Annotated in this window: 12 protein-coding genes; 4 read left to right on the top strand and 8 right to left on the bottom strand. The window is 48.0% G+C overall.

What is annotated here, in order from left to right:
* Positions 1-299: 299 nt before the first annotated feature.
* Positions 300-1553, top strand: a complete 1254-nt coding sequence (gene kch / locus ACUU1I_RS15765) for a voltage-gated potassium channel protein (protein WP_005049683.1) — start codon at positions 300-302, stop codon at positions 1551-1553.
* Positions 1554-1607: 54 nt separating this feature from the next.
* On the opposite strand, the gene ACUU1I_RS15770 is transcribed toward kch, so the two are convergent.
* Positions 1608-1781 (bottom strand): YciY family protein, encoded by a 174-nt coding sequence (locus ACUU1I_RS15770; RefSeq protein ID WP_001309467.1) that lies wholly within the window; start codon positions 1779-1781, stop codon positions 1608-1610.
* A 142-nt stretch (positions 1782-1923) separates the two neighbouring features.
* On the opposite strand from ACUU1I_RS15770, the gene cls reads away from it, so the two are divergent.
* A complete protein-coding gene (cls, locus tag ACUU1I_RS15775) occupies positions 1924-3384 on the top strand; it encodes a cardiolipin synthase (protein ID WP_000214515.1) in 1461 nt (486 codons plus the stop codon).
* Between the two features lie 34 nt (positions 3385-3418).
* Complete coding sequence (locus ACUU1I_RS15780; protein WP_000366970.1) at positions 3419-3748, top strand: HI1450 family dsDNA-mimic protein; 330 nt, start codon at positions 3419-3421, stop codon at positions 3746-3748.
* A 52-nt stretch (positions 3749-3800) separates the two neighbouring features.
* Here the strand turns inward: ACUU1I_RS15780 and oppF are convergent, their stop codons facing one another.
* The 7 genes from oppF to ychE (ACUU1I_RS15815) all read right to left on the bottom strand — a co-directional run bounded on the left by oppF (position 3801) and on the right by ychE (ACUU1I_RS15815) (position 10856).
* Positions 3801-4805, bottom strand: coding sequence for a murein tripeptide/oligopeptide ABC transporter ATP-binding protein OppF (gene oppF / locus ACUU1I_RS15785; protein ID WP_000994905.1), 1005 nt, complete (start codon positions 4803-4805; stop codon positions 3801-3803).
* Entirely contained in the window at positions 4802-5815 is a 1014-nt protein-coding gene (oppD, locus tag ACUU1I_RS15790) for a murein tripeptide/oligopeptide ABC transporter ATP-binding protein OppD (RefSeq protein WP_000110936.1), read from the bottom strand. Before oppD ends, oppF begins: the two co-directional genes overlap by 4 nt.
* 11 nt (positions 5816-5826) lie before the next feature.
* The gene (oppC, locus tag ACUU1I_RS15795; RefSeq protein WP_000979659.1) at positions 5827-6735 is read right to left on the bottom strand and encodes an oligopeptide ABC transporter permease OppC; all 909 of its coding nucleotides are present in this window, start codon (positions 6733-6735) and stop codon (positions 5827-5829) included.
* A gap of 14 nt (positions 6736-6749) precedes the next feature.
* Complete coding sequence (gene oppB / locus ACUU1I_RS15800; RefSeq protein ID WP_000911112.1) at positions 6750-7670, bottom strand: oligopeptide ABC transporter permease OppB; 921 nt, start codon at positions 7668-7670, stop codon at positions 6750-6752.
* 85 nt (positions 7671-7755) lie between these two features.
* A complete protein-coding gene (gene oppA, locus ACUU1I_RS15805) occupies positions 7756-9387 on the bottom strand; it encodes an oligopeptide ABC transporter substrate-binding protein OppA (protein ID WP_005049680.1) in 1632 nt (543 codons plus the stop codon).
* 737 nt (positions 9388-10124) lie between these two features.
* Complete coding sequence (gene ychE / locus ACUU1I_RS15810; protein WP_000616773.1) at positions 10125-10772, bottom strand: NAAT family transporter YchE; 648 nt, start codon at positions 10770-10772, stop codon at positions 10125-10127.
* A 30-nt stretch (positions 10773-10802) separates the two neighbouring features.
* The gene (ychE, locus tag ACUU1I_RS15815; RefSeq protein WP_211180492.1) at positions 10803-10856 is read right to left on the bottom strand and encodes a protein YchT; all 54 of its coding nucleotides are present in this window, start codon (positions 10854-10856) and stop codon (positions 10803-10805) included.
* Between the two features lie 392 nt (positions 10857-11248).
* Here ychE (ACUU1I_RS15815) and adhE point away from each other — a divergent pair, with 392 nt between their 5' ends.
* Positions 11249-13924 carry a bifunctional acetaldehyde-CoA/alcohol dehydrogenase gene (adhE, locus tag ACUU1I_RS15820; protein WP_000301651.1) on the top strand — a complete coding sequence of 892 codons (2676 nt, stop codon included), beginning with the start codon at positions 11249-11251 and terminating at the stop codon, positions 13922-13924.
* Positions 13925-13965: the final 41 nt, after the last annotated feature.

Raw genomic sequence — 13965 nt, forward strand, 5'->3', positions numbered from 1 at the left:
ATAGAGATCCAATATTTAAGGGCACGGTTTTTGCAACCGTGTTCTTGTTTGGCCTTTCCTTATAGCCGGTCAGTGCATTCACTACCACAAGCAGATAATAACTTTATCTGTATTTCTTTATATGATGTGAGCATGTTCAGGAAAAAAGCCCTTTCCTGACGCAGAGTTGCTCACTCAAAACCTTTGATTACTGCGGATAAAGTCATCTACTATTGTTTAACACATTCACGCGCTGCATGTATGTTCAGAAAATGTGCACGCTAAGATAATTAAACAAAATTGTGGTTACAGAGGTATCAGTGAGTCACTGGGCTACATTCAAACAAACAGCAACAAATTTATGGGTGACCCTACGGCACGACATTCTCGCGCTGGCCGTCTTTTTAAATGGATTGCTTATTTTTAAAACAATCTATGGTATGTCGGTCAATTTGCTTGATATTTTCCATATCAAAGCATTTTCAGAGTTGGATCTCTCCTTGCTGGCAAACGCCCCACTATTTATGCTCGGCGTCTTTCTTGTCCTGAACTCCATTGGCTTACTGTTCCGGGCAAAGCTCGCATGGGCAATCAGTATCATTTTGTTGTTGATAGCGCTAATTTACACCCTGCATTTTTATCCCTGGCTGAAATTTAGTATTGGATTTTGCATTTTTACGCTGGTGTTTTTGCTGATACTGCGCAAAGACTTCTCCCACAGTAGCGCCGCAGCCGGGACAATTTTTGCATTTATTAGTTTCACGACATTACTGTTTTACTCAACCTACGGTGCACTTTATTTAAGCGAAGGTTTTAATCCGCGAATAGAAAGTTTGATGACCGCGTTCTATTTTTCGATAGAAACCATGTCAACCGTCGGCTATGGAGATATTGTCCCTGTTTCTGAATCAGCACGATTGTTCACTATTTCGGTCATTATTTCCGGCATTACCGTTTTTGCCACATCTATGACCTCAATTTTTGGTCCGCTTATCCGCGGGGGATTCAACAAACTTTTAAAAGGAAACAATCATACAATGCATCGTAAAGATCATTTTATTGTTTGCGGACATTCGATTCTCGCCATCAATACGATCCTGCAACTGAATCAACGCGGACAAAACGTAACGGTTATCAGCAACTTGCCTGAAGATGATATCAAGCAACTTGAGCAACGCTTAGGCGATAACGCTGATGTTATCCCCGGTGACAGTAATGACAGTTCAGTATTAAAGAAAGCGGGAATCGATCGTTGCCGGGCCATTCTGGCGCTGAGTGATAACGATGCAGATAACGCGTTTGTTGTACTCTCGGCAAAAGATATGAGCAGTGATGTCAAAACAGTTCTCGCCGTCAGTGATAGCAAAAACCTGAATAAGATTAAGATGGTACATCCGGATATCATTCTCTCACCGCAACTGTTTGGCAGCGAAATTCTGGCGCGAGTTTTAAATGGTGAAGAGATTAATAATGATATGCTCGTTTCAATGTTGTTGAACTCAGGTCATGGTATTTTCAGCGATAACGATGAACAAGAAACGAAAGCTGACAGTAAAGAATCGGCGCAAAAATAGAGTTTAACGACGGAAGAGTAAACTTATTGGGCACCGCAATGGTGCCCAGTACATTTAGATATTGTAGATCGCAAACAATAACGAGTTACGCTGTTTGTTTAGAATGCACTTCCTGATGCTGTGGATACGCATATTTCGGCGCGATTGCCCCTCAAGCCAACGCGATTTACGTCGGCTAGCCTGACGCTGCATGCGCCAGCGCCCCACTTCCGTTCTACTCCGCTTCATGTTAACTACTCTATGCAATAACAGAATGGTCATTATACCCCCGCCCCCGACGCTGACCAGTGCTTTTCCCGCGTTTTTATTTGCCAGATGAATCCATATGCGTAAACTCATAACAATGCGCTTTCAAAAGGATTTCTAATCTATGACAACCGTTTATACGTTGGTGAGTTGGTTGGCCATTCTGGGATACTGGTTGCTCATTGCAGGCGTAACTTTACGCATTCTAATGAAACGACGCGCAGTTCCCTCCGCGATGGCCTGGCTGTTGATTATTTACATTCTGCCGTTAGTCGGAATTATTGCCTATCTTGCCGTTGGCGAGCTCCATTTAGGCAAACGCCGCGCTGAGCGCGCCAGAGCGATGTGGCCTTCCACCGCAAAATGGCTTAACGACCTTAAAGCCTGTAAGCATATCTTCGCCGAAGAAAATAGCAGTGTCGCTGCGCCATTATTCAAGCTTTGCGAGCGTCGTCAGGGGATCGCTGGGGTCAAAGGGAATCAGCTACAACTGATGACCGAGTCAGATGATGTGATGCAGGCGTTAATCCGCGACATCCAGCTCGCGCGCCATAATATTGAGATGGTGTTTTATATCTGGCAGCCCGGCGGCATGGCGGACCAGGTGGCTGAATCATTAATGGCGGCTGCACGGCGTGGTATTCATTGCCGATTGATGCTCGACTCCGCCGGGAGTGTGGCTTTTTTCCGCAGCCCGTGGCCCGAGCTAATGCGTAATGCCGGTATTGAAGTGGTCGAAGCCTTAAAGGTCAATCTGATGCGTGTGTTTTTACGCCGTATGGACCTGCGCCAACATCGCAAGATGATCATGATCGATAATTACATCGCGTACACCGGCAGCATGAATATGGTCGATCCTCGCTACTTCAAACAAGATGCGGGCGTAGGGCAATGGATTGATCTGATGGCGCGTATGGAAGGCCCCATCGCCACCGCGATGGGGATTATTTATTCCTGCGACTGGGAGATTGAAACCGGAAAACGTATTCTGCCGCCACCACCAGATGTCAATATTATGCCGTTTGAACAGGCCAGTGGTCACACCATTCACACAATTGCTTCTGGCCCCGGCTTTCCGGAAGATCTCATTCACCAGGCATTATTGACTGCGGCTTATTCGGCGCATGAATATTTGATCATGACCACGCCCTACTTTGTGCCAAGCGATGATTTACTTCATGCGATTTGCACGGCGGCGCAGCGCGGGGTGGATGTCAGTATTATCCTTCCGCGAAAAAATGACTCGATGCTGGTCGGCTGGGCCAGTCGCGCATTCTTTACGGAACTGCTTGCTGCTGGGGTTAAAATTTATCAGTTTGAAGGCGGGTTACTGCATACCAAGAGCGTGCTGGTCGATGGCGAACTAAGTCTGGTTGGCACCGTTAACCTTGATATGCGTAGTCTGTGGCTGAATTTCGAGATTACCCTGGCAATCGACGATAAAGGTTTTGGTGCAGACCTTGCCGCCGTTCAGGACGATTATATTTCGCGTTCACGTCTGCTCGATGCCCGTTTATGGCTAAAACGTCCATTATGGCAACGTGTCGCCGAGCGACTGTTTTACTTCTTCAGCCCGTTGCTGTAAAACGTCGCCAACAGAGGTTAAACAGGTAGTGACTATGGATATGGATCTAAACAATCGCCTGACTGAAGATGAAACGCTTAAGCAGGCCTACGATATTTTTCTCGAACTGGCTGCCGACAATCTCGATCCAGCTGATGTTCTGCTGTTCAATCTTCAGTTTGAAGAGCGCGGCGGCGCGGAGTTATTCGATCCGGCGGAAGACTGGCAGGAACATGTTGATTTCGATTTGAACCCGGACTTTTTTGCCGAAGTGGTGATTGGTCTGGCGGACAGTGAAGATGGTGAAATCAACGATGTTTTCGCCCGCATTCTGTTATGCCGCGAAAAAGATCACAAACTTTGCCATATCATCTGGCGGGAATAAATAATCGCTTTTAGCGTGAAAAAGGGCTGACAACTGTCAGCCCTTATTGTTTTTAAAGCGGATCGACTTTCAGGCAAGAAACGGCGTGTCTGAAACTCCCCTCCAGAACAGGACGTGTTTTGGCGCACTCCGGACCGGCAATCGGGCAACGGGTACGGAAAACACAACCGGAAGGCGGGTTGATCGGCGACGGTAATTCCCCTTCCAGTAACTGGATGGTTTTGTTCTTCTCCAGATCCGGATCAGGTATGGGGACTGCCGACATCAATGCCCTGGTGTAAGGATGTAGTGGATTGTGGTAGACCTCATCATAGGTCCCCAGTTCTACTGCATGGCCGAGATACATCACCAACACACGATCGGAAATGTGTTTTACCACGGCCAGGTCATGAGCAATAAAAATTAATGACAATCCCATCTCACGTTGCAGCTGCTGGAGCAGGTTGACCACCTGCGCCTGAATTGACACGTCCAGCGCCGAAACCGGCTCATCGCAGATAATCAGCTTCGGTTCAAGAATAAGAGCACGAGCAATCCCGATACGCTGGCACTGCCCACCGGAGAACTCATGCGGATAGCGGTTAATCAGGTTAGGCAATAACCCGACTTTCAGCATCATCGCCTTCACGCGCTCGCGAACTTCCTGGCGTGACATTTTCGGATGATAAGTACGCAGTGGTTCAGCGATGATCTCGCCGATGGTCATACGCGGGTTTAGCGATGCCAACGGATCCTGGAAAATCATCTGAATATCACTGCGAACGGCACGCCATTCATCGGGCTTCATGCCCAGCAACTCTTTACCTAACCAGGCAACATGACCGTCGGTCGCCTTGACCAAACCGATGATGGCGCGAGCAAAGGTGGACTTACCGCATCCCGATTCCCCTACCACACCTAATGTTTCCCCTTCATACAGGCGAAGAGTGACACCATCGACGGCTTTGAGCGTTTTCGGCGGTTGCCAGAACCACTGTTTGCCATCTTTGATTTCAAAGTGCACTTTAAGATCGGCGATTTCAAGGAGGACTTTTCTTCCTTCAGTTACAGCATTCATAACAGTTCCTCCACCGGTTTAAAGCAAGCACGCAGACGGCCAGGCGTAAACTCTTCCAGCGGCGGTGCGCTACTACAAATTTCCATCGCATGTGGACAACGTGGCTGGAACGGGCAACCTTTCGGTAATCGCAGCAAGTTTGGCGGATTACCCGGGATGGTCAACATTGTTTCACCTTCCGCATCAAGACGCGGCACCGCGTTGAGCAAACCGATAGAATAAGGATGAACGGGTTGATAAAAGACATCGCGCGCATTGCCATATTCCATCGTGCGCCCGGCGTACATTACCAGCACTTTGTCACAGATCCCCGCCACCACGCCAAGATCGTGGGTGATCATAATGATGGCAGTATTAAATTCCCGCTTCAGTTCATTCAATAGCGTCATGATCTGCGCCTGTACGGTGACGTCCAGCGCTGTAGTGGGTTCATCCGCAATCAGCAACTTAGGTCGACATAGCAATGCCATCGCAATCATGACTCGCTGACGCATGCCGCCAGAAAATTCGTGCGGGTACATTTTCATGCGTTTACGTGCTTCCGGCATTTTTACCGCATCGAGCATCCGCACCGACTCTTCAAACGCCTCAGCTTTGCTCATGTTCTTATGCAGCATCAGCACTTCCATCAACTGCTCACCGACGCGCATATAGGGATTCAACGAAGTCATTGGGTCCTGAAAAATCATTGAGATTTGTTCAGCGCGCAGTTTATTGAGTTCACGCTCTGGCAAATTGAGGATTTCACGCCCATTGAAGGTTGCCGCTCCGCCAATGCGTCCGTTGGCAGCCAACAGGCCCATCAACGCAAATGCAGTTTGCGATTTACCCGAACCAGACTCACCTACAATGCCCAGCGTTTCTCCGGCACGTAGGGAAAAATTTAAATCATTGACCGCCGTGACGTCGCCGTCCGGGGTACTAAAGGTGACACGCAAATCTTTCACGTTCAGCAGTGCGTCAGCCTGTTGTTGTGCGAGCGGCACAGTTGCAGTTTCAATTACGCTCATGGCTGCACTCCTTAACGATCTTTCGGGTCGAGGGCATCACGCAAGCCATCGCCGATAAAGTTGAAACAAAACAGTGTCACCACAAGGAATCCCGCTGGGAACAACAGTAACCATGGAGAGACTTCCATCGAGTTCGCGCCATCACTCAGCAATGCCCCCCAGCTGCTTAACGGCTCTTGCGTACCCAACCCCAGGAAGCTAAGGAAAGATTCAAAGAGGATCATGCTGGGCACCAGTAGCGATGCGTAGACCACCACCACACCGAGTACGTTCGGCACAATGTGGCGAATAACAATGCCCGGCGTCGATACACCGCCAACTTGTGCCGCCTCAATAAACTCTTTGCGCTTCAGACTCAGGGTTTGCCCACGCACAATACGAGCCATATCCAGCCAGGAAACCATGCCAATCGCCACGAAAATCAGCAGGATGTTTTGGCCGAAAAAGGTCACCAGCAAAATGACGAAGAACATGAATGGGAAGGAGTTGAGGATTTCCAGCAGACGCATCATTACCGAATCCACTTTACCGCCCAGATAACCGGAAAGCGAACCATAAAGTGTCCCCACGACCACTGCCACCAGTGCCGCAGCAACACCGACCATGAGTGAGATACGCCCGCCAATCGCAACGCGCACAAGCAGGTCGCGACCGGATGAGTCAGTACCAAAGTAGTGACCGGACTCCATATCCGGGGCGCTGGACATCATCGCCCAGTCAGTATCGTCATAGGCAAACTGGGAAAGCATCGGTGCCAGGATTACAAATAACGCGATCAGCACCAGCACTATCAGACTGGCAACCGCCGCACGGTTATGCATAAAACGTCGACGTGCGTCCTGCCACAAGCTGCGCCCTTCGACCTCCAGCTTTTCACTGAAATTTTCCAGCGTCTCGCTGTTTTTCTTACTTAACATCATCGCGAGCTCCAGTATCAGTAACGGATTTTCGGGTCGATAACCGCATATAGCACATCGACAATGGCATTAAACAAAATGGTTAACGCACCAACCAGGATGGTCAGGCTTAACACTAAGGAATAGTCACGGTTCAATGCGCCATTAACGAACAGTTGCCCAATCCCCGGCAAACCATAAATGGTTTCGATGACCATAGAACCGGTAATAATGCCGACAAATGCGGGGCCCATATAGGAGAGCACGGGTAACAGAGCAGGTTTTAATGCGTGGCGTAAAATGATCCGCCGCATAGGTAACCCTTTCGCCCGGGCAGTACGAATAAAGTTGGAGTGTAATACTTCAATCATAGAGCCACGGGTAATACGCGCAATACTGGCGATATAGGCGAGTGACAACGCCACCATCGGCAATATCATGAATTTAAGCGCCCCACCATTCCAGCCACCGCCCGGCAGCCAATGCAAAATGATCGCAAATATCATGACTAATAATGGCGCAACCACAAAACTGGGGATAACAACCCCGGTCATTGCCAGCCCCATCACGGTATAGTCCCATTTGGTGTTTTGTTTTAATGCGGCAATAACGCCAGCACTAACACCCAGTATTACCGCAAGGAAAAATGCGGCGGCTCCCAGTTTGGCAGAAACGGGAAAACTGGATGCCACCAGGTCATTGACCGAATAATCTTTATATTTAAACGATGGACCGAAATCGCCATGCGCCAGTTGTTTCAGGTAGCTGAAATACTGTGTCATGATCGGATCATTAAGATGATATTTCGCTTCGATATTGGCCATCACTTCTGGCGGTAAAGTACGTTCGCCGGTAAAAGGGCTTCCCGGCGCGAGGCGCATCATAAAGAACGAAATAGTAATAAGAATAAATAGCGTCGGAATCGCTTCCAGACAGCGACGTAGAATAAATTTTAACATTGCCCTACCTTCTGGCCTGTGCCTTCTGTAATGCGATAAAAATCAGACACCGTGGAGCAGGACACTCCTGCCCCACGTATTGCCATTAGTGCTTCACAATGTACATATTCCGGGTATAGGTATTATCCAGCGGATCTTTGCCGGTATAGCCACCAACCCACGGTTTCACCAGACGCGCATTCACGTAGTAATAAACAGGAACAATGGCCGAATCCTTATCCAGCTGTTGTTCTGCTTTAGTGTACAGAGCTGTGCGCTGCGCCTCGTCAGTCACTTTCAGCGTTTCCGCCATAATGCTGTCAAAGGCCGGGCTCTTATAATGCGCGGTATTCATCGAGCTGTTCGACAGCATGGTGTTCAGGAAGGAAGTTGGTTCGTTGTAGTCTGCACACCAGCCTGCACGGGCCACATCAAAAGTGCCCTGGTGACGGGTGTCGAGGAACGTTTTCCACTCCTGGTTAACCAGTTTGACGTTTACACCAATGTTTTTCTTCCACAATGAAGAGGCAGCAATCGCCAGCTTTTTATGCAGATCGGAGGTGTTATACCGCAGGTTGATGGTCAACGGTTTGTCTGCGGTATAACCCGCTTCAGCCAGCAGTTTTTTCGCTTCTTCGTTACGTTTTTCCTGGCTCCAGCCAAACCATTCTGGCTGAGTCAATTTTGCGCCATCAGTATACGGTGGAGTGTAACCATAGGCGGGCATGTCGCCCTGCGCTTTCACTTTATTAACAATGATATCGCGGTCCATACCTAGTTTCAGTGCGGTACGCACACGCACATCGTTGAATGGCGGTTTCTGGTTGTTAATTTCGTAATAGTAAGTGCACAGGTATGGATCAACGTGAACTTCGTCCGGGATCTCTTTTTTCAGCTTCTGGAACAATTCGATCGGCATGTTGTTATACGTCATGTCGATTTCACCACTACGGTAGCGGTTGACATCGGTAACTTCAGAAGCAATAGGCAAATAGGTTACCTGGTTAATAACGGTTTTCGCGTTGTTCCAGTAGGTCGGGCTGCGTTCAAGAACGATTCGTTCGTTTACGACCCAATCTTTTAAGGTATAGGCACCGTTGGTGACGATATTACCAGGCTGGGTCCATTTTTCGCCGAATTTCTCGATAGCGGCTTTTGGCACCGGTGAAGTTGATGGGTGAACAAGTAATTTATAGAAGTACGGAACGGGTTCACTTAAGGTGACTTCTAATGTGTGATCATCAATAGCTTTCACGCCGAGATCGGTAATCGGTTTTTTCCCTTCAAGAATTTCATCAATACCGGCGATATGCCCATATTGCAGATAACTGGCATACGGAGAAGCAGTGTTCGGATCAACAGAACGTTGCCAGCTATACACAAAGTCTTGTGCTGTGACTGGCGTGCCATCAGACCATTTCGCATCTTTACGCAAATGGAAGGTCCAGACTTTCGCGTCTTTATTATCCCAGGATTCAGCGACGCCAGGTGCTGGATGACCGTCAAGATCGCTGACCAGTAAGCCTTCAAACAGGTCTCGGCTGATATTAGACTCCGGAACACCTTCAATTTTGTGCGGATCTAATGACTGAACTTCTGAACCATTGTTACGTACCAGTGTTTGTTTTTCCGCCAGTGTGACGCCTGCGGGTACATCAGCTGCCAGCGCGACATTCCCTGCCATTAGCGCAGCCAGAACGCCAGCTGCTACTAAACTTCTCTTGGTGATGTTGGTCATTGTTTTTTGGACTCCCTCATTATAATTACTGGTATTAACCAGCATGTGTAATCCCGGATTGGGACCCTGCACAGGCTCGGAGACTTTCTGCTGTCAGGTTACTTTATCGTTACGTATTACTATCACCGACTTTATTTATTCTGGTGATTCAGACGATCACCTTATGTCGATTCGTACTGTGTCTCCCCTGTCGAGACACATTATTCTTTCGCGACGCTCTTTAATTGTTAATTATTCTCATTACCAATAAAGAATCGTCTGGCGGTTGCCCGGAAAGTACCAAATGCGGTTCTTACTCGCCAATACATTTTGCAAAATTGTTAAGCGATTCTCTTTTATTGACCGTATCAGAATCTATAGCTTGCATCCATGCCTTAACAAACATCTTTCAATTCAATCAAATAGAGATTGGCTAAGCATGTCTATCTTTTCTGATTACAGTTCCAGTAGTGAAATGCACAATAATTTAACAATTGATTATTATTTAGCACTTTCCTCTACCAAAGGTAGTGGAATTACTAATATCATTTCAATTATTCTTCAGCAAGCCCAGGATTATGATGTGGCGAAAATAACATGATGATGAGGAGAAGCAGTTAAGGAAATCCTTATAACTAACTGTAATTTGAGAAGAATATTTTTACCTATTCCTTTTGCTTTTGATAACTGCGCGGGAACAAAGTAAAAATAATGACGAAGTAAACGGAGCATGGCAGCTCCGTTTCATTTGAAAGGAATTAATTAAGCAGGCCGGGGAAAATCCCCTTAATACCAGTAACGATAAATTCAATCCCCAATGCCATCAGCAATAGCCCCATAATACGCGTAATCACGTTGATGCCGGTCTGGCGTAAAACCCGTACCAGCCACGGTGCCATGCGGAACAATCCCCAGCAACATAAAGCGAACAATGCAATAGCCACAAAGAAACCAAACAGATAGCTAATGCTGTGATAACGCGTACCCCAGACGATGGTAGAACTGATCGCCCCTGGCCCCGCCATCAACGGCAACGCCAATGGCACCACACCAATACTTTCACGTACCGCGGTTTCTGATTTTTCTTGCTTGTTCTGTTTATCCTCGCCAAGCTTGCCGCTGATCATCGACATCGCTATCGTCACCACCAGGATGCCCCCGGCGATACGGAACGAATCAATTGATATACCAAAAAGTTGTAGAATCGTGTCGCCGAGAAAAAGCGAGATCCACAAGATAATGGCCACAGACAGGTTGGCTGTAAGGTTAGTTTTGTTTCGCGCTGCCGCTGTCTGATAACTGGTCATGCTGATAAAGACGGGAATAATCCCTACCGGGTTGACCAGCGCAAATAACCCGATGAAAAATTTGAAGTAAACGGGAAAATCAAAAAGGGTCTGAATCACGGTTAGCTCCGAAGCAAAAGCCGGATAATGTTAGCCATAAATAAGGTTGAAAAGACGCGCTGACAATACGCCTTTTGACAGCATTTTTCACCTCCTAACTACTTAAAATTGCTATCATTCGTTATTGTTATCTAGTTGTGCAAAACATGCTAATGTAGCCACCAAATCATACTACAATTTATTAACTGTTAGCTATAATGGCGAAAAGCGATGCTGAAAGGTGTCAGCTTTGCAAAAATTTGATTTGGATCACGTAATCAGTACCCAGAAGTGAGTAATCTTGCTTACGCCACCTGGAAGTGACGCATTAGAGATAATAACTCTAATGTTTAAACTCTTTTAGTAAATCACAGTGAGTGTGAGCGCGAATAAGCTTTTGATTTTCATCGGTTAAGCAAATCATCACCGCACTGACTATACTCTCGTATTCGAGCAGATGATTTACTAAAAAAGTTTAACATTATCAGGAGAGCATTATGGCTGTTACTAATGTCGCTGAACTTAACGCACTCGTAGAGCGTGTAAAAAAAGCCCAGCGTGAATATGCCAGTTTCACTCAAGAGCAAGTAGACAAAATCTTCCGCGCCGCCGCTCTGGCTGCTGCAGATGCTCGAATCCCACTCGCGAAAATGGCCGTTGCCGAATCCGGCATGGGTATCGTCGAAGATAAAGTGATCAAAAACCACTTTGCTTCTGAATATATCTACAACGCCTATAAAGATGAAAAAACCTGTGGTGTTCTGTCTGAAGACGACACTTTTGGTACCATCACTATCGCTGAACCAATCGGTATTATTTGCGGTATCGTTCCGACCACTAACCCGACTTCAACTGCTATCTTCAAATCGCTGATCAGCCTGAAGACCCGTAACGCCATTATCTTCTCCCCGCACCCGCGTGCAAAAGATGCAACCAACAAAGCGGCTGATATCGTTCTGCAGGCTGCTATCGCTGCCGGTGCTCCGAAAGATCTGATCGGCTGGATCGATCAACCTTCTGTTGAACTGTCTAACGCACTGATGCACCACCCAGACATCAACCTGATCCTCGCGACTGGTGGTCCGGGCATGGTTAAAGCCGCATACAGCTCCGGTAAACCAGCTATCGGTGTAGGCGCGGGTAACACTCCAGTTGTTATTGATGAAACTGCTGATATCAAACGTGCAGTTGCATCTGTACTGATGTCCAAAACCTTCGACAACGGCGTAATCTGTGCTTCTGAACAGTCTGTTGTTGTTGTTGACTCTGTTTATGACGCAGTACGTGAACGTTTCGCAACCCACGGCGGCTATCTGTTGCAGGGTAAAGAGCTGAAAGCTGTTCAGGATGTTATCCTGAAAAATGGTGCGCTGAACGCGGCTATCGTTGGTCAGCCAGCCTATAAAATTGCTGAACTGGCAGGCTTCTCTGTACCAGAAAACACCAAGATTCTGATCGGTGAAGTGACCGTTGTTGATGAAAGCGAACCGTTCGCACATGAAAAACTGTCCCCGACTCTGGCAATGTACCGCGCTAAAGATTTCGAAGACGCGGTAGAAAAAGCAGAGAAACTGGTTGCTATGGGCGGTATCGGTCATACCTCTTGCCTGTACACTGACCAGGATAACCAACCGGCTCGCGTTTCTTACTTCGGTCAGAAAATGAAAACAGCTCGTATCCTGATTAACACCCCGGCTTCTCAGGGTGGTATCGGTGACCTGTATAACTTCAAACTCGCACCTTCCCTGACTCTGGGTTGTGGTTCCTGGGGTGGTAACTCCATCTCTGAAAACGTTGGTCCGAAACACCTGATCAACAAGAAAACCGTTGCTAAGCGAGCTGAAAACATGTTGTGGCACAAACTTCCGAAATCTATCTACTTCCGCCGTGGCTCCCTGCCAATCGCGCTGGATGAAGTGATTACTGATGGCCACAAACGTGCGCTCATCGTGACTGACCGCTTCCTGTTCAACAATGGTTATGCTGATCAGATCACTTCCGTACTGAAAGCAGCAGGCGTTGAAACTGAAGTCTTCTTCGAAGTAGAAGCGGACCCGACCCTGAGCATCGTTCGTAAAGGTGCAGAACTGGCAAACTCCTTCAAACCAGACGTGATTATCGCGCTGGGTGGTGGTTCCCCGATGGACGCCGCGAAGATCATGTGGGTTATGTACGAACATCCGGAAACTCACTTCGAAGAGCTGGCGCTGCGCTTTATGGATATCCGTAAACGTATCTACAAGTTCCCGAAAATGGGCGTGAAAGCGAAAATGATCGCTGTCACCACCACTTCTGGTACAGGTTCTGAAGTCACTCCGTTTGCGGTTGTAACTGACGACGCTACTGGTCAGAAATACCCGCTGGCGGACTATGCGCTGACCCCGGATATGGCGATTGTCGACGCCAACCTGGTTATGGACATGCCGAAGTCCCTGTGTGCTTTCGGTGGTCTGGACGCAGTAACTCACGCCATGGAAGCTTATGTTTCTGTACTGGCATCTGAGTTCTCTGATGGTCAGGCTCTGCAGGCACTGAAACTGCTGAAAGAATATCTGCCAGCGTCCTACCACGAAGGGTCTAAAAATCCGGTAGCGCGTGAACGTGTTCACAGTGCAGCAACTATCGCGGGTATCGCATTTGCGAACGCCTTCCTGGGGGTATGTCACTCAATGGCGCACAAACTGGGTTCCCAGTTCCATATTCCGCACGGTCTGGCAAACGCCCTGCTGATTTGTAACGTTATTCGCTACAATGCGAACGACAACCCGACCAAGCAGACTGCATTCAGCCAGTATGACCGTCCGCAGGCTCGCCGTCGTTATGCTGAAATTGCCGACCACCTGGGTCTGAGCGCACCGGGCGACCGTACTGCTGCTAAGATCGAGAAACTGCTGGCATGGCTGGAAACGCTGAAAGCTGAACTGGGTATTCCGAAATCTATCCGTGAAGCTGGCGTTCAGGAAGCAGACTTCCTGGCGAACGTGGATAAACTGTCTGAAGATGCATTCGATGACCAGTGCACCGGCGCTAACCCGCGTTACCCGCTGATCTCCGAGCTGAAACAGATTCTGCTGGATACCTACTACGGTCGTGATTATGTAGAAGGTGAAACTGCAGCGAAAAAAGAAGCCGCTCCGGCTAAAGCTGAGAAAAAAGCGAAAAAATCCGCTTAATCAGTAGCGCTGTCTGGCAATATAAACGGCCCCTTCTGGGG

The sequence above is a fragment of the Shigella sp. SIG3 genome (genome assembly GCF_053555855.1).